Genomic DNA, 24,858 nt, shown 5'->3' with positions numbered 1-24,858 from the left:
GCAGCGCCGGCCCGTCGCCGGCCGCCTCCCTCGGGTGACGCGCCGTATCGCGGCTCGGTCAGTCTACAGCGAGCGGGTGACGCGCCGTATCGCGGCGCGTCACGGCCTCTACCGGGCTCGGTGCCCCGCTGACCGCCCGCGTGATTGCGAGGCGCGTCGCCTCGTGGTTGAAGGCCTGGACGCGCGCATCGTCGCTGGCGTCCCAGTGGATGAACACCCCGACGCAGATGAAGATGTCGTCGGCCTCCTCGATGGGGATGATGCCGTCCGCCACGCAGTCCGCCACCGCCTTGGCGACCGCATATTGCGCCGGCCCGAACATCTGCACCGCCTGGCGGGCATCCTTGATCGTCACCTTGTTGAAGAGGACGGTGGCGGGCTTCACCATCAGATTGGGCTCGACCACAGCGAGCAGCGCGGTGAATCCGTCCTTGTTGTTGGTGAGGGCGTTGACGAAGGCGATCTCGGCTGAGGAACCGCGCGGACCCATGATGAGGTCGATGTGCGCCACCTCGTTGCCGTCGCCCACCAGGGCCTCTCCCACCAGAAGACGGTCGATCCTGGGCATGAAATCCTCCGCAAAATGCTGTGCTGAAAAGGCGTTTTGAAAAGATCTACTGGACTTCGAAAGGGATGTTGCCGGTCGCCGCCGCGCCGCGCCCGTCGCGCAGGGTCACGAATACGCGGTAGCGGCCGGGCGGCAGGCCGAAGATGCGCACGCCGGTCGGCGCGGCATCGTGCAGGCCCTCGGGGAAGCTCGGCGGCACCGGCTCGGGATCGCCGCCGACGCTGCGGGCGGTGGTCTCAGCCATGATCTGCCATTCGGCCTTGAGCGGGTCACCATCGGGATCGGTGGCGGCGAGGCGCACCACGGTCTGCCCGTCGGTGGGGAAGCGGGCGGGGCCGATGAGGGAGAGCGCGAGGATGCGCGGCGCCCGGTTGGGGCCGCCGGGCACCTTCCCGCCCCACAAATCGGCCATCACCTCCACCGTCTCCGTCCATTCGCCGGTGGGCAGCAGCAGCGAATAATAGGAGGGCGTCACCTCCTGCTTCTGCCCCCACAGGAAGGGCATGGCACCAACCCCCGCCTGCTTGGCGGTCATCAGGTAGCGCCGCACGCGCGTGGCCTTGTCCGAGGAGGTGGGCTCCATGGGCGCCCCCCACGGGGCCTTCGGGGCGTCCCAATGGCCCTGCGCGCCCAGCTCGGTGAGAATGATGGGGCCGGTCCAGCCCTGTGCCCGCGCCCGGCCGGCGGCGGTGAGAAGGCCGTCGCCATAGCCGTTGATGCCGAGCACGTCGATGTCCGGCGCGTTGTCCTTGAGGATGGCGGCCTTGTCCTGGCCAACCTCGGCCAGCACCGCCATGGTGGGGTGCTGGCCATCGAGCGTCTTGACGAGACGCGCAGCCTCCTCGATCGCCGGCCAGACGGCCTGGGCCTCCTCCGGCTGAAGCTCGACCTCCACTTCGTTGCCGATCGCCCACATGAGCAGCGCCGGATGTGTGCGGTAGCGCTCGACCATGTGGCGCAGGGCGTCGAGCTGGGCCGTCACCGCGCCGCGATCGGCATAATTGAAGCCGAGGCGCGGATGGGCGAGCCAGAAGCCGACGATGACCTTCAGCCCCGCCCGCTGCGCCGCATCCAGAATCTCGCCGGGCTCCTGCCCGTAGGTCCGGATGGTATTGGCGCCGAGGGCCTTCAACTCGGGAAAGCGCCCCTCTCCGCTGGCACCGAGGGGAATGAAGGGCTTGCCATCCACCAGGATCTCGGTTCCGCGCACCGCCACCTGGGAGGCTTTGGCCTGCCGCACGAGGGCAGGGGAGAGGACCAGCGCAAGAAGCAGGAGGACGAAAACGTGACGCACGGACTTCACTCGCCATTGGCCTGAGGACATCGACGCATTGCAGCATGCAGGGTGCGGGATGGCTTCGGCAACATCAACCCGGCCCGGGCCGCGCGCCTTGCCGCATCGCACGCGGGAACCGGAGCGGGTGCGACGCGATCTGCTATAAGCGCCGCATTCCCGCCGCACCAAGGTCCGCCTCATGCCCGTGATCGCCCACCTCTCAGACCCGCATCTCGGCCCGATCCCGGAGGCGCGCGTCTCCGAGCTTCTGGGCAAGCGCTTCTTCGGGATGATGAACTGGATCGGCGCGCGGCGGCGCAATTTCGGCGCATCGACGCTGGCGCCCCTGACGGCGGACCTCCTCGCCCAGCAGCCGGACCATATCTGCGTCACCGGCGACCTCGTGAACGTCAGCCTGCCGGCCGAGTTCGATACCGGCGCCACCTTCCTCGCCTCCCTCGGGCCGCCCGCGCAGGTGAGCGTGGTGCCGGGGAACCACGACGCCTATGTCCGCTCGGCCATGCACTACCACCTGGAGCATTGGGCCCCGTTTCTCGCGGGCGATGACAGCCATCCCCATACGCCGGTGGACGTGGATTCATTCCCTTACGTCAGGCGGCGCGGCGAGGTGGCGGTGGTGGGCGTGTCCACGGCCATCCCCACGGCCGTGTTCCTCGCCAGCGGGAAGGCGGGGCGGGCGCAGCTCGGCCGGCTTTCGGCGCTGCTGGAGCAACTGAAGGCGGAAGGGCTGTTCCGGGTGGTGATGATCCACCATCCCCCGGTCGGCGAACGCCCCTTCCACCGCGACCTGCGCGATGCGGAGGAGGTGCGCGCGGTGCTGGCACAGGCGGGAGCGGAGCTGGTTCTGCACGGGCACGACCACCGCGCCTCCCTCGGCTATATCCCTTCCGCTGTCGGTCCCATTCCGGTGGTGGGCGTACCCTCCGCCTCGGCCGGGCCGCAGGATGAGCGCGGCGCCGGCGGATATTGCCTTTACCGTATCTCTGGCGGCCCGGGGGCCTGGCGCTGCGAAATGGAACGGCGCGGTTACGCGAGGGATTCGGAGGGTATTTCGACCCTCGGCACGCAAATACTATTCGAGCCTGGCGCCGTTGCCTGAAAGTTGTGGCAGAATGTGGGGCGTGTCGTGACGTAAGTCACACGAATAATCTATTTGCAACAACTTGTATCAAGATGTCTATTACCGAAGTTTAAGTTGCCCGGCGTGGGGTTGAGGACGATGCTTCCTTCGTCCCTGAAGGAGGACCCACGAATGAAACGCGCTCTTTTTGCCGCAACCGCCGCTGCGCTGATCGCCGGTTCCGCGGCCACCTACGCCGCCAATACCAACGCGACGGGGGATGCGCCGCACCGCTGGCAGCCGACCGCCGAAGATCGCGCGATCCTCACCGACGCCCGTATCGTCTCGCTCAAGACCGCGCTGAAGCTGACCCCCGACCAGGAGAAGCTGTGGCCGGGCGTGGAGCAGACGCTGAAGTCCGTGGCGAAAGAGGCGGCCCAGCGCCGCGAGCAGATGGCCGCCGACCGCAAGGCCGCCCGCGAGGCGCGGCAGGCCGGCACGCCCGCCGATCCCATCGCCCGGATGCGCGCGGCTGCCGACCGCATGGACGCCCGTGCCGCCGACCTGCGCAAGATCGCCGATGCGGCGGACCCGCTCTACAAGACCCTGGACACCGCGCAGAAGCAGCGCCTCAACATGGTGCTGCACCAGCAGTTCCGAGGCATGGGCGGTGGCATGGGCGGGGGCTGGCATCACGGCCCGCATGGCGGTCCCAACGCCGATGGCCCGCGTCGCGGCTGACCGGCGCGCGACTGAGACCGGATCTGGCGGGGCGGCTTCGGCCGCTCCGCCTATCCATTTCTCGGAGGTAGTGAGAGGCCGATTCATGAGAGCGGCTCATGGGCCCGTTGACGATTATTGATTTTCCAAAGGACGTTGGCTGCTCGTAGAATGGGATCAACGTGCACCGCCCGTGTGCATCTCCCAACGCGAGACGACCCCGATGTCCGCCCCGACCTCCCCGCCCGCCGCCTCCGGCCGGAGCGGCGCTGTTCCAGCCATTCTCATTCTCATTGCCGGCTCGGCGGTGGCCCTGCTCACCTTCGGGCCGCGCTCGGTGTTCGGCCTGTTCCTGCTGCCCATGTCGCAGGAGTTCGGTTGGGGCCGCGACGTGTTCGGCTTTGCCGTCGCCATCCAGAACCTCTTGTGGGGCGTGGGCTCGCCCTTCGCCGGGGCGCTGGCGGATCGCTTCGGCACGGTCAGGGTGCTGTGCTGCGGCGCGCTCATCTATGCGGCCGGCCTGGCGCTGATGGCCTATGCGACGACGCCCGGCCTGCTGCACCTGTCGGCCGGCGTGCTCATCGGCTTCGGCCTGTCGGCGGCGTCGTTCAACTTGGTGCTGGCGGCGTTCGGCAAGCTGCTCCCCAACGAATGGAAGTCGCTCGGCTTCGGCCTTGCCACCGCGGCCGGCTCGTTCGGCCAGTTCCTGTTCCCGCCGCTCACGCGCGGGCTGATGGACACCATCGGCTGGCACGAGACGCTGCTGGTGTTCGGCGCCTCGCTGCTCATCGTGCTGCCCTTCTCGCTGGCGCTGGCCACCCGCCCGGCGGCACCGTCTGCGGCCGGCGCGGCCCAGGCGCCGCAGCAGACCATCGGCGCGGCCCTGAACGAGGCGCTCAGGCATCCAAGCTATGTGCTGCTGGTGCTCGGCTTCTTCACCTGTGGCTTCCAGCTTGCCTTCGTCACCGTCCACATGCCGGCCTTCCTGGTGGACAAGGGCATGAGCCTCTCGGTGGGCGCGTACACGCTGGCGCTGATCGGCCTGTTCAACATCCTCGGCTCGCTGACCGCCGGCTACCTCTCCAACCGTATGTCGCGCAAGGTCTTGCTTTCGCTCATCTATGCCGGGCGCGGCATCGCCATCGCGGCATTCATCCTGTCGCCGATTACGGCCACCAGCTGCTACGTGTTCGGCGCCGCCATGGGCTTCCTGTGGCTCTCCACCGTGCCGCCCACCTCGGGCCTCGTCATGCTCATGTTCGGCACGCGCTACATGGCCATGCTCTACGGCTTCGCCTTCTTTTCCCATCAAGTAGGCGGCTTCCTCGGCGTCTATCTCGGCGGCGAGATCTATGAGGCGACCAAGAGCTACGACTGGGTGTGGTGGCTCTCCGTCGCGCTCTCCTTTGCCTCTGCGGCCATCAATCTGCCCATAAGGGAACGTCCTGTTCATCGGCCGGTAACCGTCTGAGCGCGACTCTGGGAACACGGTGCCGGAAGATTCGGCACCGTGCGCACGGCGCCGGTGTTCCCTGACTGTTCCCGCCCTTGACAACAACCGGTGGTGTCTGCGCAACGTGAACGAAGATCAAACGGACAATCGCGAACAAGCCATGCGCAGCATCGTCGTCGCGGCCTTGGGCTTTGCCGCTTTCCTCCCGGTCGCGCTGGCGCCGGCTCCCGCCGCCGCCCAGCAGCAGCTCTCGGCCGATCAGGCGCGCGAGTTCGTGGTCGGGCGCACCTTCTCATTCACCTGCTTTGAAGGCTCCAAGGGGGCCGGGCGCGTCTACGCCGATGGCTCCGTCGCCGGCATGATTACCCTGCGCGACGCGCCGCCGCGCTTTGTGCGCCTGCCGCCCAATACGCTGCGCGTGCGCGGCGAGAATGTCTGCGGCTTCGTCAAGGGCATGACCTTCGAGCCCTGCTTCGATCTGGTGAAGACCGGGCAGAACTCCTTCCGCGGCTCGCTCGCCGGCATCCAGACCATGTGGTGCGAATTCGTCGGCACCAGCGGCGACGGCCAGCAGGTGGCCTCGCGCCGCTCCAAGTCCCGTCGCGGCCCGGCTGAAGCTTCCGCCGACTGAGGCTTGTCTTACTGCGCCTCCTCAGCCCACGGCCGCCGCGGGCTGGTCCTCGACGCCCTCGATCCGCCCCCGGAGCTTGCCGATCTCGCGGCCCGCGTGCTCCATGAAGGTGCGCACCCGCGCCGTGGCCTTGATGTCGGGATGGGTGAGCAGCCACAGACCTGACTCCAGCTCCGCCTGCCGCCCCATCAGCTGGACGAGCCCCGGCGTGACCGCGGCGATGAAGCAGGGCAGCAGCGCCAGCCCCATGCCCGCCGCCGCAGCTTCGGCAAGGCCGAGCACGGTATTCACCCGATAGATGATCTTCTCCTCGCCCACCCGCTCGCGCAGCCATTTGGCGGGCTTGATGGCGCCGAGATTGTCGGAGAAGCCAATCCAGTCGTGGCGCCTCAGGTCCGCCGGATCGAGCGGCCCGGCGATGTCCTGCGCCGCGCTGCCGTAGATGCCCCAGGCGATGGAGGCCATGCGCCGCCCCACCAGCGTGTCGCCCGGCCGGTCGCTGGCGCGGATGGCGACGTCAGCGTCGCGCTTCGAGAGGCTGAGCGACTGGTTGGAGATCACCACGTCCAGGCGGATTTCCGGATATGCCTGCCGGAACGAGGCGAAGATGGGCGTGAGCATATGCACCAGCAGCGTGTCGTTGGTGGTCACGCGCAGTTCGCCGGAGGGACGCAGATCCTGTCCCGTGATGCGGCGCTCCACCGCCAGCACCTCGTCGGCCATGTGCTCGGCGAGGCGCACCATCTCCTCGCCCATGGGGGTCGGCACGTAGCCCGCCCGTGCCCGCTCGAAGAGCCGCGCGCCCAATTGCTGCTCCAGCGTGCCGAGGCGGCGGAAGACGGTGGAGTGGTTGACAGCCAATTGCTCGGCGGCGCCAGCCAAAGAGCCGGTTTCGGCGATGGCCCGGACCAGCCGGAAATCGTCCCACGGTATCATGGAGTGGCAACCCTCGGGAAAGTGATTTGCGTCGATGCAAACTCGATCAGGATTTGATGAGTATGGCCGTGCATGAGCGCGAAAGCTAGATGTGGTGCCACCTTAAACCGGAGTTCACTCCCATGGTTGACACCCGCACCGCTCCCTACGGCCTCTTCATCCTCCGCCTTGCCCTCGGCATCATGTGGCTCTCGCACGGCCTGATGAAGATCTTCATCTTCACCGTTCCCGGCTTCGCCGGCTTCCTGTCCAGCAAGATGGGCCTGCCCGGCGCTCTCGCCCTTCCCTTCATCGCCGTGGAAATCGTCGGCGGACTGCTGCTCATCGGCGGCGTCTATGCCCGGCAGGTCGCCATCCTGCTCATTCCGATGATGCTCGGCGCGCTCAGCTATCACCTGCCCAACGGCTGGGTCTTCTCGGCGCCCGGTGGCGGCTGGGAATATCCCGCCTTCCTCATCGTGGGCCAGATCGTGCTGGCGCTGGCCGGTGAAGGCGCCTTCGCGGTGAAGCCCGCTGCGCTGCTGCCCACCCGCCGCACCGCCATCGCCTGATCTCTGCGACACAACAAAAAGGCCGGCTCCGCGAGGAGCCGGCCTTTTTGCGTGAAGGGTCCGCGCCCTCAGTGGGCGCGGGAGAGGCAGAAGTCCACGGCCTCCATCAGCGCCGCCTTGGCCGGGCCAGCGGGGAAGAGGGCGAGGGCATCCTTGGCGATGGCGCCATAATGGCGGGCGCGCTCCACCGTATCGGAAATGGCCCGGTGCTTGGTCATCAACCCGATGGCCTGGTCGAGGTCGGCGTCGCTCGCCTCGCTGTTCTCCAGGCACCGCTGCCAGAAGGCGCGTTCCTTCTCGTCGCCGCGGCGGAAGGCGAGCAGCACCGGCAGGGTGATCTTCCCCTCGCGGAAATCGTCGCCCACGTTCTTGCCGAGCTTGGCCTGCGAACCGCCGTAGTCGAGCGCGTCGTCCACCAGCTGGAAGGCGATGCCGAGATTCATGCCATAGGAGCGGCAGGCCGCCTGCTCGGCCTTCGGCCGCTGGGCGAGAACGGCACCCACCTCGCAGGCGGCGGCGAACAGCTCGGCGGTCTTGCCGCGGATGACGGCGAGATAGTCGTCCTCGGAGGTGGCGGTGTTCTTGGCGGCGGCGAGCTGCATCACCTCGCCCTCGGCGATGACGCAGGCGGCCGTGGACAGGATGTCGAGGCAGGTCATGGAGCCCACCTCCACCATCATCTTGAACGCCTGGCCGAGCAGGAAGTCGCCCACCAGCACGCTCGCCTCGTTGCCCCAGAGCTTGCGCGCGGCGAGCTTGCCCCGGCGCATGTCGCTCTCGTCCACCACGTCGTCGTGGAGGAGGGTGGCGGTGTGCATGAACTCCACGGAGGCGGCGAGCTTCACATGGCCCTCGCCCCGGTAGCCGGCAAGCGCGGCGCAGGCGAGCGTCAGCATGGGCCGCAAGCGCTTGCCGCCGGAGGAGATGAGGTGGTTCGCCACCTCGGGAATCATGGCCACGTCGGAGCCGGTCCGCGCCAGGATGACGGCGTTGACCCGCTCCATGTCCGTCTTCACCAAGGCGACCAGCGCCTCGAGCGACGGCTCGTTGGGCTCGAACGGAAGGACGACGGCCAAGAAACGCTCCCGCTTGTCAATCTTTGGGGCGCACCATAGGGATGCGGACGGGTCCCGTGCAAGCTTTGGCCGCCGGCCTTCGGCTGCACCGGGCGCGCACGTCGCCGCGATCGGAGGTCTTTACGATGCAGGAGATGGTGCGGACCAACGATCTCGTGCTGCTCGGCGCCATAGAGGCGCTGCTCACGTCGGCCGATATCGGTCACATGGTCGCGGATGCCCATATGAGCGTGCTGGAAGGCTCCATCGGGGTTTTTCCGCGCCGCCTGCTGGTTGTGGACGAGGATGTAACGCGTGCCCGCCGCCTGCTGGTGGAGGCGGGATTCGGCGCGGCCCTGCGCGATGCCGACTGAAGCCTCCGCCTTTTCCACCGACAGCGTGCTGGGTGGAAAATTGACGCTACGGCAGCCGGTTTCCGGGCACCGAGTCGGTCACGACGCGCTGCTGCTCGCGGCTTTCGCGCCGGCCGACCGGGGTGTCGCCGTGGACCTGGGGACGGGGGTGGGCAGTGCCGGCCTCGCCTTCCTCGCCCGTGTGCCGGACGCGCGCGCGACGCTGGTGGAGATCGATCCGGCCCTCGCTGCGCTGGCAGCGGAAAATGTGGCCCTCAACGGCTTCGACACGCGGGCGCAGGTGGTGGTGGCGGATGTGGCCACCCTCGGCCGGCCCTCCGGCCCTCCGTGGCCGGAGAAAGGCGCAGCCGACCTTGTGCTCGCCAATCCACCGTTCAATGCCGACGCCCGCCACCGCACGTCACCCGATGCGGCCCGCGCCCGCGCCCACATGGCGGATGCCGACCTCCTCTCGGAATGGGGGCGCACTGCCGACCGCTGCCTGGGCGCGCGGGGCGTGCTCTGCCTCATCCATCGGCCGGAGGCGCTTGCGGAGGTTCTCGCCGCGCTGGCCAGGGGGTTCGGTGCGGTGGAGATCCTGCCCGTCCATCCGCGTCCCGACCGGCCGGCGGTGCGCCTCCTCATACGGGCGGTGAAGGGGCGGCGCACGCCCCCCGCGCTCCTGCCCGGCCTCGTGCTCGCCGGAGCGGACGGCGCACCAATGCCGCAGGCCGAGGCGGTGCTGCGCGACGGAGCCGCGCTGGGCTGAAGCGCGATCAGGGCGCGGTCTTTGCGCGGAGTGGCGCCTTGAGCGCGCCATTTGGAGCCCCTACATCTCGGGCATGGCCGAATTCCTCTCCTCCCTGTCGCGCCGCGCTCGCGGTCTCCTTCCCAGAAAATGGCGCTCGGATGCGCCCGTGGTGCCGGTGGTGCGGCTTTCCGGCCCCATCGGCATGACCTCGCCCTTCTCGCGCAGCATGTCGCTCGGGAGCACGGCGCAGGCGCTGGAGAAGGCATTCGCCATGAAGGACGCGCCCGCCGTGGCGCTGCTCATCAATTCGCCGGGCGGCTCTCCGGTGCAGTCCCACCTCATCTTCCGGCGCATCCGCGCGCTGGCGGAGGAGAAGGAGAAGCACGTCTTCGCCTTCATCGAGGATGCGGCGGCTTCGGGCGGCTACATGATCGCCTGCGCGGCGGATGAGATCTTCGCCGATCCCTGCTCCATCGTCGGCTCCATCGGCGTGGTGACGGCGGGCTTCGGCTTCGACCGGGCCATCGAGAAGCTGGGCATCGAGCGGCGCGTCTACACCGCCGGCGCGCGCAAGGTGACGCTCGACCCCTTCCGCCCCACCCAGCCGGAGGACGTGGAGCGGCTCGACCAATTGCTCAAGGAACTGCACACGGTGTTCGCCGACCTCGTGAAGTCGCGCCGCGGCGATGCGCTGGTGGGGGATGACGAGACGCTGTTCTCCGGCGAGTTCTGGCTGGGGACGCAGGCCGTGGGCCTCGGCCTCGTGGATGGCCTCGGTGACGTGCGCGGCATCCTGAAAGCGCGCTACGGGACGGACGTGACCCTGAAGCTGGTGCAGGGCTCCTCCGGCTTCCTGCCGAAGCGTCCCACGGGCTTTGCCGGCGCGCTCGCCCGCGAAGCTGCGCTGGGCGCCGCCGCGGCGGTGGAGGAACGCGCCCTGTGGAGCCGGCTGGGGATCTAGGCGCGCGGCAGGCCGAGAGCGAACCGCTGCGTGGCCCTGCGCTGTGCCGCGCGTGGTCACGCGAGCCACCTGTTGCTTGCCCGGATACCGGCGCGCCCGGCTCTTTGCTGATTGATAAGGCAGAACCGGCGCTTGCCGGTTTCTTGCCCTTTCGCCTTGTCCGGGGCGAGGTTACACCCGACGGATGACCGAGCCCGCCGATACCCTCCGCATCGCCATTGCCCAGCTCAACCCCACCGTCGGCGATGTCTCCGGCAACCTCGCCATTGCCCGCCGGACACGGACGATGGCGGGCGAGGCGGGGGCCGACCTCGTGGTATTCCCGGAACTCTTCATCTCGGGCTACCCGGTCGAGGATCTGGTGCTGAAGCCGGCGTTCCTTGCCGCCTGCCAGGAGGCGGTGGAGGCGCTGGCCGCCGAAACCGCCATCGGCGCCGCAGTGCTCATCGGCGCGCCGTGGGTGGAGGAGGGGCAGCTCTTCAATTCCGTGCTCTTGCTGGAGGCGGGGAAGATCTCCGCCGTGCGGCACAAGGTCGATCTGCCGAATTACGGTGTGTTCGACGAGAAGCGGGTATTCGTCGCGGGGCCTCTGCCGGGACCGATCCCGTTCAAGGGCGTGCGCCTTGGCGTTCCGATCTGCGAGGACATCTGGGGCCCGGACGTGGTGGAATGCCTCGCCGAGACAGGCGCGGAAATCCTCATCGTGCCAAACGGCTCGCCCTATCGCCGCTCGGTCTACGCGGAGCGCGAGAACACGGTCGTCGCGCGCGTGGTGGAAAGCCACCTGCCGCTGCTCTACGTGAACCAGGCGGGCGGGCAGGACGAACTCGTATTCGATGGCGCCTCCTTCGTCCTCAATTCTGATCGCTTCCCTGCCTTGCAGTTTCCGAGCTTCGTCGAGCGCGTGCGTCTCACCAGATGGCGGCGCTTCGAGGACGGCTGGCGCTGTGTCGGCGGCAATCTGGTGGAGCCCCTCCAGGGCGATCACGCGGACTATGCCGCCTGCGTCCTCGGCCTTCGGGACTATGTGAACAAGAACGATTTTCCCGGGGTGGTGCTTGGCCTCTCGGGCGGCGTCGATTCCGCCTTGTGCGCGGCCATGGCGGTGGATGCCCTGGGGCCGGAGCGGGTGCGCTGCCTGATGCTGCCCTATCGCTTCACGTCGGAGGACAGTTTCAGGGACGCCGCAGCCGTGGCGGAGGCGCTGGGAGTGAGCTACGAGGTCGTGCCCATCGCGCCTGCGGTGGAGGGGCTGGAAGCGGTGCTGGCGCCCCTGTTCGAGGGCACGGCGCGCGACGTGACCGAGGAAAATCTCCAGGCCCGCGTGCGCGGGACGCTCCTCATGTCCGTCTCCAACAAGTTCGGCGCCATGGTGCTGACCACGGGCAACAAATCGGAATTGTCCACGGGCTACGCCACGCTTTATGGCGACATGAACGGCGGCTTCAACCCCATCAAGGATCTCTACAAGACCGAGGTGGTGCGCCTCGCTCGCCTGCGCAACCGCTGGAAGCCGGCGGAGGCGCTGGGGCCGGACGGGACCGTCATCCCCGACCGCCTCATCGACAAGCCGCCGAGCGCGGAGCTGCGCGAGGACCAGAAGGACGAGGACGCGCTGCCGCCCTACGGCGTGCTCGACACCATCCTCGCCCGGCTGGTGGAGGGAGAAAGCGCGGTGGACGAGATCGTCGCCGACGGCTTCGACCCCGCCACCGTGGCCCGCGTGGCGCGCCTGCTGGCGGGCGCCGAATACAAGCGCCGGCAGGCCGCGCCGGGCGTGAAGGTGACCGGCCGCAACTTCGGCCGCGACCGCCGCTATCCCATCACCAACCGCTTCCGCGAGGTCTAGGACGGCGAACTTGACGGCCCTAGGTCAGATGTCCTAAATCCTGCATTAGGACATTCGACCTAGGATTTTCCATGCCTGCGAGCGACACCCGTGCCGCCATCGTCGAGGCGGCGGACCGGCTGTTCTACGAGACCGGCTTCGCGTCCACCTCGTTCGCGGACATCGCTGCCGCGGTGAAGCTCTCGCGCGGCAATTTCTATTACCATTTCAAGAGCAAGGACGAGATCCTCGCCGCCGTGATCGCGCTGCGGCTGGAGCGCACCCGGCAGATGCTGGAGCGATGGGAGGAAGATGGGGCGGATGCCGAGGCGCGCATCCTGAGCTTCATCGGCATCCTCATCGCCAACCGCGCCAAGATCATGCGTTTCGGCTGTCCGGTTGGCACGCTCTGCAACGAACTCGCCAAGCTCGACCATGCCGCGGGCGCCGACGCCGCGCGGCTCTTCACCCTGTTCCGCGACTGGCTCGCCCGGCAGTTCCGCGCGCTTGGGCACAGCGGGGAGCAGGCCGACCGCGTCGCCATGCACCTCCTCGCCCGCAGCCAGGGGGTGGCGACCCTCGCCAGTTCCATCGGTGACGCGGCCTTCATCGATGCCGAGGTCGCCGAGATGCGCGGCTTCGTCGCCGCCCATCGCCGTCCCGCCGCCCACGCCTGAACAGACAAGGGGGAAACCATGTTCGTCGTCCTGCTCCGCTTCGCCGCCAACCGCGCCGCTGCCCCCAGCCTGATGGAGGGGCACAATGCCTGGCTCCGGAAGGGGTTCGAGGAGGGAAGCTTCCTGCTCGCGGGCGGCATCGAGCCCAAGGCCGGCGGGGCCATCCTCGCCACCGCCGCCTCCCGGACTGAGGTGGAGGCGCGTGTCGCGGAAGACCCGTTCGTTGCCGAGGGTGTGGTGGCGGCGGAGATTATAGAGTCGCCGCATGACCGTCGAGGGAGGCGCCATCCTACCATCGCGCGGCTGCCCGGATTTTTCTTTTTGCTGTTTGCACTTAGCCGGAGGTGTCTAGCCACGACGCACCGCTGACGTTACGGTTGCGCCGGTCACAACCGGGCTGGTCGCGATGGATGAGTGGGCGCTTCTTGTTCTGGTGGTCCTCGCCTTTCCGGTGATGGCCCTCGTGGGCTTCATCATGGCGTTGCGCAGCCGGGGGCGCATCCGCCTGCTGGAGGCGCGGGTCGCGGCGCTCGAGGCCCATGCGGGGCTTGCGCCGGCCGCCGCCTCGCCGGCATGGACGCACATGCCGCCGGCTGAGATGCCTCAGCCGAAGGAAAGCCCGCTGGCGCGGCTCGTCCGGCCGCCCGAGCCTTCGGCGCCGGTCGCTCCTGCCGCGGAGGGGAGCGAGACTCCCGCCGTACCGCCCGCACGCCCGCAGCCCGAATCGACGCAGACCGCCCTTCCGCCTGCGCACGCGATCGATGCTGCCAAGCTCAAGGAGCGGCTGGCCGGTTTCGAGGAAAAGGTCGGCGCGCGCTGGGCGGTGTGGGTGGGTGGATTGGCGCTGGCGCTGGGTGGCGTCTTCCTCGTGCGTTTCGCGGTGGAGCAGGACCTGATCGGGCCGGGGATGCGCGTCAGCCTCGGCCTGCTGCTGGCGCTCTTCCTGCTCGGTGCCGGCGAATGGCTGCGCCGGCGCGAGGGCAAGGACCCGGCCGCGCCCATCACCAGCCTGCGCGGGCTGGTGCCAGACGTGCCGAGCGTGCTCACCGCCGCCGGCACCATGACCGCCTTCGGCAGCATCTTCGCTGCCTATGAGCTTTATCACCTCATCCCGCCGCAGGCGGCCTTCCTGCTGCTCGCCGCCACCGGTGTTGCCACGCTTCTCGCGGCGTTGCTGCATGGGCCGGCGCTGGGCGCGCTGGGCTTTGTCGGCGCGGCACTGACTCCGTTCCTCGTCACCACCAGTGAGCCCAACGCCTGGGGCGTGGCGCTGCTCATCGCCGTGGTCGGGGCGAGTGCATTGGGTGTCGCGCGAATCCGCCGCTGGCGGGGGCTCGCGCTCCTCGCCATCGCCGGCATGGTGGCCTGGGGCCTCACCCTGATCGCCTTCGAGGTGCCGCAGGCGGTGACCGCCTCCGGCGCCCTCGGCCTCGTCCTGCTGGCGCTCACCGCCGCGCTTCTGGCGCCCGGACTGCTGTGGGGGCCGGAGGCCGGGGAACGGCCGGAGCCGGTCTCCATCCTCGGGGCCGTGGGTGCGCTTGTGGTCACGGCGGCTGCGGCGGTGGACGGGAACGTGGCTGCCGGGCCGCTTGCCGTTTTCGTCGTTGGCGCCGTGGGGGTGCTCGCCCTGGCATGGCGGGTTCGGCCGATGACCTTCGCGACCTTCGCGGTGGCGCTGCTGGCCCCCGCCATCCTCACCCAATGGGTGTTCCCGCCCGATGCCGGCTCCACCCTGGCGCCCGCCGGCCCCATGGCCGGAGCGGTGGCCGAGCCGGAGCACCTGTCCATCGGCCATTTCATGGTGTTCGCCTTCGCCATGGGCGCGCTGATGCTGTCCGCCGGCGCGCTCGGCGCCTTGCGGGGTGGACGCAGCCGCACGGTGCTTGGCTGGGCGGTCACGGCAACGGTCGGCCCGGTGCTGATGCTGATCGCCGCCTATGCGCGCCTCACGGAGCTGGAGCGCAGCCTGCCTTTTGCGGCGCTGGCGCTGGCGCTCGCCTTCCTCTTCACCCTCGGGGCGGAACGGCTCTTGAACGCCGCGCGCACCCACGCCGCCACCGTGTTCGCCGCGGCCGGCGTGGTGAGTCTGTCGCTGGCGCTCACCTTCGCGCTGGAGAAGGGCTGGCTCACGGTGAGCCTCGCGCTCGCCGCCTGCGGCGTCGCCTGGGTTTCCACCATTCGCCCCCTGCCGGGGCTGCGGCAGTTCTCGGCGGCCCTCGGGGTCGTGGTGCTGTCGCGCATCATCTGGCTGCCCACCATCGCCGTCGAGCCGGGCCAGACGCCCATCCTCAACTGGCTGCTGTGGGGCTATGGCGTGCCGGCCCTCGCCTTCGCCGGCGCGGCCTGGTTCCTCGCCAAAGGAAAGGATGACTGGGCGCGGCGGGTGCATGAGTGCCTTGCCCTCATCTTCGCCATGCTGTTGGCAGCCACCGAGGTGCGCCACCTTGCACATGGCGGCGACATCTATGCGGTCGGCACCCGGCTATTTGAGACCGGCCTGCTGGCGGTGGTCTATGGCGCCTATGCGGTGGGACTTTCGCGCCTCGCCAACGTCACCGGGCGCGGCTTCTACCGGCTGTTCTCGGACATCGTCGCAGCCGCGGCGACGGTCTGCGCCCTCAACGGCCTGTTCGAGACCAACCCGTTCACCACGGGCGAAGCCGTCGGCGGTCCGGTGTTCAACGATCTCCTCATCGCCTACGCGCTTCCGGCGGGCCTCGCCGTGGCCTTCGCCGCGACTCAGCCAGAGGCGCGGCCCCGGGTGCGGACGACGGCGCGGGTGATCGCTGGCGTGCTGGCGCTGGCTTACGTCACGCTGGAGGTGAGCCGCCTGTTCCAAGGGCCGGTGCTGGCGGGCGACGCCATCTCCTCCGCCGAATGGTATGCGTGGTCGGCGGCGTGGCTGGTGTTCGGCATGGTGCTGCTGGCCCTCGGCCTGTGGCGCGGCTCGCGCACTCTGCGCCTCGCCTCGGCTGCGGTGATGGTGGCGACCGTGCTGAAGGTCTTCCTCTCCGATATGGCGGACCTGGAAGGCGTGCTGCGGGCCGTCTCTTTCATCGGCCTCGGGCTGGTGCTGGTGGCCATGGGCTGGGTCTACCAGCGCCTGCTGGCGCGGGAGAAGGTTGCCACGGCGCCGGGCGGAGCCCCGCCTGACCCGTCCTGAGGCTTACCCGCGCGGGCCGAACACGATGACCGCCGCCCCCGCGAGGCACAGCAGCGCGCCGGCCGCGTCCCAGCGGTCGGGCCGCACGCCCTCGACGCTCCACAGCCACGCCAGCGAGGCGATGATGTAGATGCCGCCATAAGCGGCGAAGGCGCGGCCCGCGGCTTCCGAGTCCACAAAGGTCAGCGCCCAGGCGAAGGCCGAAAGGCTCAAAAGCCCCGCCGCCAGCCAGAGGGGCGTCACGCCGTGGCGCACCACCTGCCAGAAGGCGAAGCAGCCGGCGATCTCGCACACGGCGGCGACCACGAAGGCGATGAGCGTCGACAGCGGCAGCGCCATGGCTTTCACCTTTCCGGCAGGGTCATCGCAGGATGGTGGGCTTCACCCACCAGCCGGGCTCCTCGGCAAGCACCCGCCGTGCCAGCGCGGCGGCGGCGCGACAGTCGTTGGTCAGCGCGAAGACCGTGGCGCCCGAGCCGGACATGCGCACCAGCCGCGCCTCTGGTTGGACCGCGAGGCGGTCGATGACCGCCGCGATCTGCGGCGCCACCGTCACTGCGGGCGGTTCCAGATCGTTAGGCACGGCAGCGATGGCCGCCATCAGCTCCGCGCGGCCAGCGGGCAGGGCGTCGGGTAGGGACGGGCCATCGAACGCCGCGCCGGGCGCAAGGCCGAGCTGTCGGAACACGGCGGCGGTGGGCACCGCCACGCCGCAATTCACCAGCACCCCCGCGAGCGGCGGCAGAGCAAGGGGCGGGGAAAGCACATCGCCGACCCCTTCCATCAGCCGGGCCCGCGGATCGAGGCACACCGGCACGTCGGACCCCGTGGCGCGGGCTGCGGCGAACAGGCGCGGGTCATCGGGGGCAAGGCCGTTGAGACGGGCCAGCAGCCGCAGCGCGGCTGCGGCATCGGACGAGCCGCCGCCGAGCCCCGCTGCCACCGGCAGCCGCTTCTCCAGAAGAAAATGGCCAAGCTGCGCCCCGGGCACCTGGGCGGCGAAGGCGCGGGCCGCTCGCAGCACCAGATTGTCCGCGTCCGGCCCCGCTGCCGCAGCGGTACGGCCCTTCACCACAAGGGATAGCGCTGCGTCAGGCGTGAGCGAGAGCAGATCCGCGGCGCCGGAAAAGACCACGAGACTCGCGAGATCGTGAAACCCATCCGCGCGCCGTCCGACGATGCGCAAGGTCAGGTTGATCTTCGCCGGGGCGCGCGTGCGCAAGGTTTCCATGGCCGGCTTATGCCGCGCCGCACACGTCGCCGCAACCGGCCCTTGGGAACACCGGCGATTCATGACTCCCACGTAACTTGCGGTGCCACAGGAAAGCCGCCATCCTCCCGCCATCTCGCCCCGCTTGGATTTCGCGCTATTCCGCCCGCAGGGCCCGGCTTTCAGGACAGATCATCGGTGACGACACGACGCCCCACCTTCTCCGCGGCCCTGGCGGCCGGCCTTGCTGCGGTGCTCACTCTGTCGCCGGGCCTCGCCCGGGCCGAGGCTGTGCCTGATTTCGATACGTCGCTGGCCGGCAATTACCTCGCCGCCCGGCTGGCGAGCACCGAGCGCGACCAGGACGCGGCCGTCGTCTATCTGCGCAACCTGATGAAGCTCGATGCGCGCAACGAGGAGATCCTGGAGCGGACCTTCTTCGCCATGCTCATGGACGGCCAGATCGACGACGCGATGAAGCTCGCCGACCGGCTGGTGAAGATCGACCGCACCCATCGCGTCGCGCGGCTCGCGCTCGCGGTGCGTTCGATCAAGAAGGGCCATTACCAGACTGCGCGCACCAACCTCGCACTCTCGGTGCGCGGCCCCATCGGCGATCTCACCGCCACGCTGCTGGCCGCCTGGACCTTCTTCGGCTCCGGCAACACCAAGGGCGCGGTGGAGCTGATCGACCGGCTCGAGGGACCGGACTGGTACGCGCCCATGAAGGAGCTGCACGCCGGTCTTATCCTCGACGCCGCCGGGCAGAAGAAGGAGGCCGGACGCCGGCTGGAAGCGGCCATGAAGGCGGATCCCGGCTCCCTGCGCGCCATCGATGCCTATGCCCGCTGGGCCTCGCGCAACGACAATACCGAGGCGGCGCTCGCCGCCTATGCCGCATTTGACAGGCAGCTTCCGAACCACCCCATCGTCCTCGCGGCGATCAAGGAGCTGAAGGCCGGCAAGCAATTGCCGCCGCTGGTGAAGACCGCGCAGGAAGGCTCCTCCGAGGTGCTCTACGGCCTCGGCGCGACGCTCGGCCGGCAGGGCGGCGAGGATCTCGCCCTCGTCTATCTCCAGCTCGCCATCTGGCTCTATCCCGAGCACCCGTTCGCCAGCCTGACGCTGGCCGACCTCTACGAGCAGCTGAAGCAGCCGGCGAAGGCCATCGAGGTCTACGAGACCGTTCCGGACTCCTCGCCGCTCAAGCGCAACGCGCAGGTGCAGCTCGCGGTCAACCTCGACGCGACGGACCACGACAAGGAAGCCCGCGCGCAGCTGGAGAAGATGATCGCGGCCGATCCGAAGGACATCGAGGCCATCATCGCGCTGGGCAAGATTCAGCAGACGCGCAAGATGTTCTCCGAGTGCGCCGGCACCTATTCCAAGGCCATCGCCCTCATCCCCCAGCCCTCGCGCAACAACTGGGCCCTGTTCTACTTCCGCGGGGTCTGCAACGAGCGCTCCAAGAACTGGCCGGCGGCCGAGGCGGACCTGAAGAAGGCGCTGGAACTCAATCCCGACCAGCCCCATGTTCTGAACTATCTCGGCTATTCGTGGGTGGACCAGGGCATCAACCTGGATCAGGGCGTCGACATGATCCGCAAGGCGGTGAAGCTGAGGCCCGACGACGGCCCCATCGTGGACAGCCTGGGCTGGGCCTACTACAAGCTCGGCCGCTACGATGAGGCCGTGGTGCAGCTTGAGCGCGCCATCGAGCTGATGCCGCAGGATCCGGTCATCAACGACCATCTCGGCGACGCCTACTGGAAGGTTGGCCGCAAGCTCGAGGCCGGTTTCCAGTGGAACCACGCCCGCGACCTGAAGCCGGAGCCCGACGACCTCGCCAAGATCGTGCAGAAGATCGACAAGGGACTCGATTCGGTCGATCAGCCCGCGCCGGTCCGCAAGGCCGAGGAGCAGCAGAAGGGCGGTTGAGCCCCTCTGCGGCGCGACGGGTGGCCCTGGCCGCCCGGAATCGTCCCCGGGAACGCGCGCCGAAACCGGGGGCAAGGCAATTTTGCCCCGGCCCGCGCTTTTCAGTCGCGGGCCGAGCCGTTAGGGTCGGCGCCCGTTTGGGGACCGATCCATGCATGACAGAAGCGCCCGACCGCTCGACCCCACATCCGACGCGGCCATTGCCGCGAGCGTCACGCCGCGCCCCATAGAGGACGTGGCGGCGACCCTCGGCATTCCGGCGGACGCGCTCTATCGCTATGGCCCGCACAAGGGGAAAATCAGCCTCGACTTCGTGGCCGAGGCCGAATCGCGCCCCCGCGGCCAGCTCGTGCTCGTCACCGCCATCAATCCCACGCCGGCGGGGGAGGGGAAGACCACCACCACCATCGGCCTCGGCGACGCCCTCTCGCGGCTCGGCACCCGGACGGCGGTCTGCCTGCGCGAGCCCTCCCTTGGCCCGGTGTTCGGCGCCAAGGGCGGCGCCACCGGCGGCGGACGGGCGCAGATCATCCCCATGCAGGACATCAACCTGCATTTCACCGGCGACCTGCACGCCATCACCGCTGCGCACAATCTGCTGTCGGCGCTGATCGACAATCATATCCACTGGGGCAATGCCCTCGACCTCGACGCCCGGCGCATCAGCTGGCGCCGGGTGATGGATCTCAACGACCGGGCGCTGCGCCAGATCACCATCGGCCTCGGCGGCCCCGCCAACGGCTATCCGCGCGAGGACGGCTTCGACATCACGGTGGCGAGCGAGGTGATGGCCATCCTGTGCCTCGCCGACAGCCTCGCCGATCTGGAGGCGCGTCTCTCGCGCATGGTCATCGGCCAGACCCGCGGCCGCCGCATGGTGCGGGCGGAGGAACTGGGCGGCGTCGGCTCCATGGTGGCGCTGCTCAAGGACGCGTTCCAGCCGAACCTCGTCCAGACGCTGGAGGGCACGCCGGCTCTCGTCCATGGCGGACCGTTCGCCAACATCGCCCACGGCTGCAATTCGGTGATGGCGACGCGCACCGCCCTCGGCCTCGCCGACGTGGTGGTGACGGAAGCCGGCTTCGGTGCCGACCTGGGCGCGGAGAAGTTCCTCGACATCAAGTGCCGGCAGGCCGGGCTCGTGCCCTCGGCAGCGGTGGTGGTGGCCACCGTGCGCGCGCTCAAGATGCACGGCGGCGTCCCGCTCAAGGAGCTCGGCACGCCGGATGCGGCCGCGGTGGCGCTCGGGTGCGGCAACCTCAAGCGGCACGTGGAGAATTTGAAGAAGTTCGGCCTGCCCGTGGTGGTCGCGCTGAACCATTTCACCGGCGATACGCTTGAGGAGCTGGAGGCGGTGCGCGCCGCTTTGGCGCCGGAAGGTGTCGATGTTTTCCCCTGCGGCCACTGGGCCCGGGGCGGGGAGGGCGCGCTGGACCTCGCCCGCGCCGTCCTCGACCTTCTCGCCCGCCGGCCGAAGTTTGAATACCTCTATCCCTCGGAGCTACCGCTCAGGGAGAAGATCGAGACCATCGCCCGCGAGATCTACCGGGCCGAGCGGGTCGAATTCTCCTCCACCGCGACGGCAAAGCTCAAGGAATACGAGCTGGCGGGCTTCGGCGACCTGCCCGTGTGCATGGCGAAGACGCAGTATTCCTTCTCCGCCGATCCCTCCGCGCGCAATGCGCCCACCGGGCACACGTTGCCCATTCGCGAGGTGCGCCTGTCCGCCGGTGCCGGCTTCGTGGTGGCGCTCGCCGGCGACATCATGACCATGCCGGGCCTGCCCTCCGCGCCGGCTGCCCACGACATCTTCGTGATGCCGGACGGCTTCATCGCCGGCCTGTCGTGATCTCAACGCGGCGGTGGCACAAGGCGCCGCGCATCCCTATCTGAACGCCATCAAAACCAAAGCGGTGTCACGCCGCGGGAGACGAGCATGGACAGCAAGGCCGCCATCGTGGGCTGGGCGCATTCGCCCTTCGGCAAGCTTGAGGACGCGGACACCGAGGCCCTGATGAGCCGGGTGGCCGGTGCCGCCATCGAGCATGCGGGCCTGTCCCCGCAGGATGTGGATTCCATCCACGTGGGCGTGTTCAACGCCGGCTTCCAGAAGCAGGATTTCCAGGGTGCCATGCCGGCCCTCTCCGTGCCGGAGCTGGCCCATGTGCCGGCCGTGCGCCTGGAGAACGCCTGCGCCACCGGCTCGGCCGCCATCCATTCGGCGCTCAACTACATCGAGAGCGGGCAGGGCCGCATCGCCCTCGTGGTAGGCGCCGAGAAGATGACGGCCAAGCCCACCGCCGAGGTGGGCGACATCCTGCTCAACGCCTCCTACCGCAAGGAAGAGGCGGACATCGAAGGCGGCTTCGCCGGCGTGTTCGGCCGCATCGCCCAGACCTATTTCCAGCGCTATGGCGATCGCTCGGAAGAGCTCGCCCGCATCGCCGCCAAGAACCACAAGAACGGTGTCGCCAATCCCTATGCGCAGATGCGCAAGGATTTCGGCTTCGAGTTCTGCAACACCATCTCCGAGAAGAACCCCTACGTCGCCGGTCCCCTGCGCCGCACCGACTGCTCGCTGGTTTCGGACGGCGCCGCGGCGCTGGTGATCGCCTCGGCTGATGTGGCGGAGACGCTGGGCCGCGCCGTCGCCTTCCGCTCGCGCGCCCATGTCAACGACATCATGCCCATGTCGCGCCGCGATCCCATCGCCTTCGAGGGCGCCCGGCGCGCCTGGGTGAAGGCGCTGGAGAAGGCCGGCCTCACGCTGGACGATCTCAGCCTGGTCGAAACCCACGACTGCTTCACCGTGGCCGAGCTGATCGAGTACGAGGCCATGGGCCTCGCCAAGCCCGGCGAAGGCTACAAGGTGGTGCGCGAGGGCATCACCGAGAAGACCGGGAAGCTGCCGGTGAACGCCTCGGGCGGGCTGAAGTCCAAGGGCCACCCCATCGGCGCCACCGGCGTCTCCATGCACGTCCTCTCGGCGATGCAGCTCATGGGCGAGGCCGGCGACATGCAGATCGACGGCGCGAAGGTGGCCGGCGTCTTCAATATGGGCGGCGCTGCCGTGGCCAACTACGTCTCCATCCTCGAACGGGTGAAGTGAGACGTAGTTCTCAGATCTGAGAGATCGAACGGGCGGCCCTTGGGCCGCCCGTTTTCATTCGGTGGCGGCGGCGAGGATGGGGCCGCCGGACGGGGCCTGTACGAGGATGGCGGTGCGCAGGCCGGGCGCGGCTTCCGGCCGGGGGTAATGGGCGCGCGTGCCGGTCCAGCCGCCGAGCCGCTCCAGGCGCCGCACGACGCGGGCATGGGGCAGGGTGCGGCCGGCGTTCTCGCCGCGACGGACGGGCACTTCGATGACGCCGGGTTCGTACTCCGCGAGCCACACGTCCGCCGGCGTCGCGGGCGCGGTTCCGGACCCGATCGCCACCTCGCGGGGGCCGATGACGACTTCCGGCCCGACGACGGGACCCGCGGAGGAAATCGCCCGCTCGATGTCGGGCAGGCTGTAGCCGACGCGGCTGAGGCGCCCATTCACCACCATCTGCGGCGTGAACGGGCCGTGCTCGCCGAGCATCGGCTCGTAGGTGTACTGGCGCTGGGTGAATTCCGGCTTGCCGAATGTGTCGCGCCAGCCGAGCCGGTCCCAATAGGTCACGCTGAAGCTCAGGGCCAGCACGTCCGGCCGGCGGGTGAGGGCGATGAGGTTGGCGTCCGCCGGCGGGCAGGAGGAGCAGCCCTGGCTGGTGAACAGCTCCACCACCGTGAGTTTCTGCCGCGTTTCGGCGGAGGCGGGGCCGCACGGAAGGGACGCCAGAATGGCCGCGCCCGCGGCGAACGCAGCCCATTTCGCGTGAGGCGGACGGCGCGGTTCGCGCGGCGGTGGCGAGGAGGTGGAGGGGGTTTCGGCCATGGCGCGGGGCTCCTGCGGGATGCCGCCCACATGAGGCTTCCACCGGGCGCTCCCGGTCCTCCTTCGTCCTGCGGTGCCTGCGGGTTACGCCCTCACGGCATCGTGCATGCGGCCCTCACCCGCGCGCGAGCCCCTGCGCCTCCAGGGCCTTGAGATAGGCGCCGAATTTGTCCTCCTGGTTCACGCCGTAGCTGTAGAGCAGGTCCCAGGTGTAGATGCCGGTGCCGTGGCCGTCGTCGAAGATGAGGCGGACGGCGTAATTGCCCACCGGCTCCACCTGCGCGATGCGCACCTGCCGCTTGCCGGGTACGGTGATCTTCTCCTCCGGCTGGTGGCCCTGCACCTCGGCGGAGGGGCTTTCTACCCTCAGATACTCGGCGGGGAGGGTGAATTTCGCCCCGTCCTCGAAGGTGACGGAGAGCGTGTGGCGGTCGTCGATGACGCGCAGTTCGGTGGGCCAGGGAGCGGCGGCGGGGGCAGAGGCGGGAGCCATTTCGTGATGTCCTTTTTCGATCGGGCGAAAGGCCGAGCCTTTTGATTTCACACGGCATCGTGTTCGGGCGGCGACCCTATCCATCTCGCTCCTGCATACGATATATAGGGCGAGCGTCGAAGCCCGCCGTCTGCCGCATCCGGGGCGCTGGGCTGCCTCGAGACCGGCTCAAGTCGGCGGGAAGGGTTAGGCGCGGGAGACGCAAGGCTGGTTCGGGAGTGGCGTGGTGAGTGATCTTCTCAGGGATCTGATCGACCGTCCGGGGGTGGCCGCCGCACAGCAGGCCGGCCCGCTCGTGGACACGTTCGGCCGCGCCGTCACCTATCTGCGCGTCTCCGTCACCGACCGCTGCGACTTCCGCTGCGTCTATTGCATGTCCGAGCACATGACCTTCCTGCCCAAGCAGGATCTGCTGTCGCTCGAGGAGCTGGACCGCCTGTGCAGCGCCTTCGTGCTGCGCGGCGTGCGCAAGCTGCGCCTCACTGGCGGCGAGCCTTTGGTGCGGCGGGACGTGATGACCCTGTTCCGCAGCCTCTCCCGCCACATTGAAAGTGGCCGGCTGGACGAATTGACCGTCACCACCAACGGCTCGCAGCTTGCCCGGCACGCGGCGGATCTTGCCGCCTGCGGGGTGAAGCGCATCAATGTCTCCATCGACACGCTGGACCCGGCCAAGTTCCGCGCCATCACACGCTGGGGCGATCTTGCCCGCGTGCTTGAGGGCGTGAAGGCCGCGCAGGCGGCCGGCATCAAGGTGAAGATCAACGCCGTCGCGCTCAAGGACGTGAATGAGCACGAGATCGGCTCCATGATGGAATGGGCCCATGGCGAGGGCCACGACCTCTCCCTCATCGAGGTGATGCCGCTGGGAGAAGTGGGGGAGGAGCGGGTGGATCAGTATCTGCCGCTCTCCGCCGTGCGCGAAAAGCTTACCGAGCGTTTCACCCTCACCGACATCGCCTACCGCACCGGCGGTCCCGCCCGCTATGTGGAGGTGAAGGAGACCGGGGGGCGGCTGGGCTTCATCACGCCGCTGACGCACAATTTCTGCGAGGGCTGCAACCGGGTACGCGTGACCTGCACGGGCACCCTCTACATGTGCCTCGGCCAGGAGGATGCCGCCGACCTGCGCGCGCCGCTGCGTGCCTCTGCCGACGACGCCCTGCTGCATCGGGCCATTGACGACGCCATCTTCCGCAAGCCCAAGGGCCATGATTTCGTGATCGACCGCAAGACCCGCCAGCCCGCGGTTGGGCGGCACATGAGCACCACCGGCGGCTGAAGCGCGGCGGCG

24 protein-coding genes are annotated in these 24,858 nt (G+C 69.0%); 16 read left to right on the top strand and 8 right to left on the bottom strand.

Annotation, left to right across the window (positions count from 1 at the left end; genetic code table 11):
• Positions 1-58: 58 nt before the first annotated feature.
• Positions 59-568 (bottom strand): formaldehyde-activating enzyme, encoded by a 510-nt coding sequence (gene fae, locus ACT54R_RS18360; protein WP_476328668.1) that lies wholly within the window; start codon positions 566-568, stop codon positions 59-61.
• A 46-nt stretch (positions 569-614) separates the two neighbouring features.
• On the bottom strand, positions 615-1,862 hold the full coding sequence (locus tag ACT54R_RS18355) for a glycoside hydrolase family 2 TIM barrel-domain containing protein (protein ID WP_476328666.1): 1,248 nt from the start codon (positions 1,860-1,862) through the stop codon (positions 615-617).
• A 181-nt stretch (positions 1,863-2,043) separates the two neighbouring features.
• Here ACT54R_RS18355 and ACT54R_RS18350 point away from each other — a divergent pair, with 181 nt between their 5' ends.
• From ACT54R_RS18350 to ACT54R_RS18335, 4 genes are all read left to right on the top strand, one after another.
• Positions 2,044-2,964, top strand: coding sequence for a metallophosphoesterase family protein (locus ACT54R_RS18350; protein ID WP_476328664.1), 921 nt, complete (start codon positions 2,044-2,046; stop codon positions 2,962-2,964).
• 153 nt (positions 2,965-3,117) lie between these two features.
• Positions 3,118-3,666 carry a Spy/CpxP family protein refolding chaperone gene (locus ACT54R_RS18345; protein ID WP_476328662.1) on the top strand — a complete coding sequence of 183 codons (549 nt, stop codon included), beginning with the start codon at positions 3,118-3,120 and terminating at the stop codon, positions 3,664-3,666.
• A gap of 202 nt (positions 3,667-3,868) precedes the next feature.
• Entirely contained in the window at positions 3,869-5,116 is a 1,248-nt protein-coding gene (locus ACT54R_RS18340; RefSeq protein ID WP_476328660.1) for an MFS transporter, read from the top strand.
• A gap of 142 nt (positions 5,117-5,258) precedes the next feature.
• The gene (locus tag ACT54R_RS18335; RefSeq protein ID WP_476328658.1) at positions 5,259-5,729 is read left to right on the top strand and encodes a hypothetical protein; all 471 of its coding nucleotides are present in this window, start codon (positions 5,259-5,261) and stop codon (positions 5,727-5,729) included.
• Positions 5,730-5,750: 21 nt separating this feature from the next.
• Here the strand turns inward: ACT54R_RS18335 and ACT54R_RS18330 are convergent, their stop codons facing one another.
• On the bottom strand, positions 5,751-6,665 hold the full coding sequence (locus ACT54R_RS18330; RefSeq protein ID WP_476328656.1) for a LysR family transcriptional regulator: 915 nt from the start codon (positions 6,663-6,665) through the stop codon (positions 5,751-5,753).
• A 122-nt stretch (positions 6,666-6,787) separates the two neighbouring features.
• On the opposite strand from ACT54R_RS18330, the gene ACT54R_RS18325 reads away from it, so the two are divergent.
• Positions 6,788-7,216: a DoxX family protein gene (locus ACT54R_RS18325; protein WP_168462018.1), complete on the top strand. Its 429-nt coding sequence runs from the start codon at positions 6,788-6,790 to the stop codon at positions 7,214-7,216.
• A gap of 68 nt (positions 7,217-7,284) precedes the next feature.
• On the opposite strand, the gene ACT54R_RS18320 is transcribed toward ACT54R_RS18325, so the two are convergent.
• A complete protein-coding gene (locus ACT54R_RS18320; protein WP_168462017.1) occupies positions 7,285-8,292 on the bottom strand; it encodes a polyprenyl synthetase family protein in 1,008 nt (335 codons plus the stop codon).
• A gap of 125 nt (positions 8,293-8,417) precedes the next feature.
• On the opposite strand from ACT54R_RS18320, the gene ACT54R_RS18315 reads away from it, so the two are divergent.
• The 7 genes from ACT54R_RS18315 (at position 8,418) to ACT54R_RS18285 (ending at position 16,004) form a co-directional block, all read left to right on the top strand.
• Positions 8,418-8,645, top strand: a complete 228-nt coding sequence (locus tag ACT54R_RS18315) for a putative signal transducing protein (RefSeq protein WP_168462016.1) — start codon at positions 8,418-8,420, stop codon at positions 8,643-8,645.
• A complete protein-coding gene (locus ACT54R_RS18310; RefSeq protein ID WP_476328653.1) occupies positions 8,635-9,393 on the top strand; it encodes a tRNA1(Val) (adenine(37)-N6)-methyltransferase in 759 nt (252 codons plus the stop codon). The genes ACT54R_RS18315 and ACT54R_RS18310 overlap by 11 nt, the downstream gene beginning before the upstream one ends.
• Before the next feature lie 73 nt (positions 9,394-9,466).
• Entirely contained in the window at positions 9,467-10,336 is an 870-nt protein-coding gene (locus tag ACT54R_RS18305; protein WP_476328651.1) for a S49 family peptidase, read from the top strand.
• Between the two features lie 184 nt (positions 10,337-10,520).
• Positions 10,521-12,185, top strand: a complete 1,665-nt coding sequence (locus ACT54R_RS18300) for an NAD+ synthase (RefSeq protein WP_476328649.1) — start codon at positions 10,521-10,523, stop codon at positions 12,183-12,185.
• Between the two features lie 71 nt (positions 12,186-12,256).
• Positions 12,257-12,841 (top strand): TetR/AcrR family transcriptional regulator, encoded by a 585-nt coding sequence (locus tag ACT54R_RS18295; protein ID WP_476328647.1) that lies wholly within the window; start codon positions 12,257-12,259, stop codon positions 12,839-12,841.
• Positions 12,842-12,859: 18 nt separating this feature from the next.
• A complete protein-coding gene (locus tag ACT54R_RS18290; protein ID WP_476328645.1) occupies positions 12,860-13,210 on the top strand; it encodes a YciI family protein in 351 nt (116 codons plus the stop codon).
• A gap of 37 nt (positions 13,211-13,247) precedes the next feature.
• Positions 13,248-16,004, top strand: coding sequence for a DUF2339 domain-containing protein (locus ACT54R_RS18285; RefSeq protein ID WP_476328643.1), 2,757 nt, complete (start codon positions 13,248-13,250; stop codon positions 16,002-16,004).
• 3 nt (positions 16,005-16,007) lie between these two features.
• Here ACT54R_RS18285 and ACT54R_RS18280 read toward each other — a convergent pair whose 3' ends face one another.
• Both ACT54R_RS18280 and ACT54R_RS18275 read right to left on the bottom strand, forming a co-directional pair.
• Positions 16,008-16,343 (bottom strand): YnfA family protein, encoded by a 336-nt coding sequence (locus tag ACT54R_RS18280; protein ID WP_476328641.1) that lies wholly within the window; start codon positions 16,341-16,343, stop codon positions 16,008-16,010.
• A 22-nt stretch (positions 16,344-16,365) separates the two neighbouring features.
• Positions 16,366-17,235 carry a 4-(cytidine 5'-diphospho)-2-C-methyl-D-erythritol kinase gene (locus ACT54R_RS18275; RefSeq protein ID WP_476328639.1) on the bottom strand — a complete coding sequence of 290 codons (870 nt, stop codon included), beginning with the start codon at positions 17,233-17,235 and terminating at the stop codon, positions 16,366-16,368.
• A gap of 177 nt (positions 17,236-17,412) precedes the next feature.
• Between ACT54R_RS18275 and ACT54R_RS18270 the strand changes: the two genes are divergently transcribed.
• From ACT54R_RS18270 to ACT54R_RS18260, 3 genes are all read left to right on the top strand, one after another.
• Positions 17,413-19,152, top strand: coding sequence for a tetratricopeptide repeat protein (locus ACT54R_RS18270; protein ID WP_168462007.1), 1,740 nt, complete (start codon positions 17,413-17,415; stop codon positions 19,150-19,152).
• Positions 19,153-19,303: 151 nt separating this feature from the next.
• Positions 19,304-21,001, top strand: a complete 1,698-nt coding sequence (locus ACT54R_RS18265) for a formate--tetrahydrofolate ligase (RefSeq protein WP_476328637.1) — start codon at positions 19,304-19,306, stop codon at positions 20,999-21,001.
• Positions 21,002-21,088: 87 nt separating this feature from the next.
• Positions 21,089-22,261: an acetyl-CoA acetyltransferase gene (locus tag ACT54R_RS18260; RefSeq protein ID WP_476328635.1), complete on the top strand. Its 1,173-nt coding sequence runs from the start codon at positions 21,089-21,091 to the stop codon at positions 22,259-22,261.
• 54 nt (positions 22,262-22,315) lie between these two features.
• On the opposite strand, the gene ACT54R_RS18255 is transcribed toward ACT54R_RS18260, so the two are convergent.
• Together ACT54R_RS18255 and ACT54R_RS18250 are read right to left on the bottom strand one after the other, a co-directional pair.
• Positions 22,316-23,071, bottom strand: coding sequence for a DUF1223 domain-containing protein (locus tag ACT54R_RS18255; protein WP_476328633.1), 756 nt, complete (start codon positions 23,069-23,071; stop codon positions 22,316-22,318).
• Between the two features lie 115 nt (positions 23,072-23,186).
• Positions 23,187-23,564 (bottom strand): gamma-butyrobetaine hydroxylase family protein, encoded by a 378-nt coding sequence (locus ACT54R_RS18250; protein WP_476328631.1) that lies wholly within the window; start codon positions 23,562-23,564, stop codon positions 23,187-23,189.
• A gap of 247 nt (positions 23,565-23,811) precedes the next feature.
• Here ACT54R_RS18250 and moaA point away from each other — a divergent pair, with 247 nt between their 5' ends.
• Positions 23,812-24,846, top strand: coding sequence for a GTP 3',8-cyclase MoaA (gene moaA, locus ACT54R_RS18245; protein WP_476329229.1), 1,035 nt, complete (start codon positions 23,812-23,814; stop codon positions 24,844-24,846).
• Positions 24,847-24,858: the final 12 nt, after the last annotated feature.

This window comes from Xanthobacter sp. DMC47, from assembly GCF_056313845.1.
The sequence above is the reverse complement of the archived record's forward strand: the minus strand, read 5'-3'. Positions and strand labels throughout refer to the sequence as shown.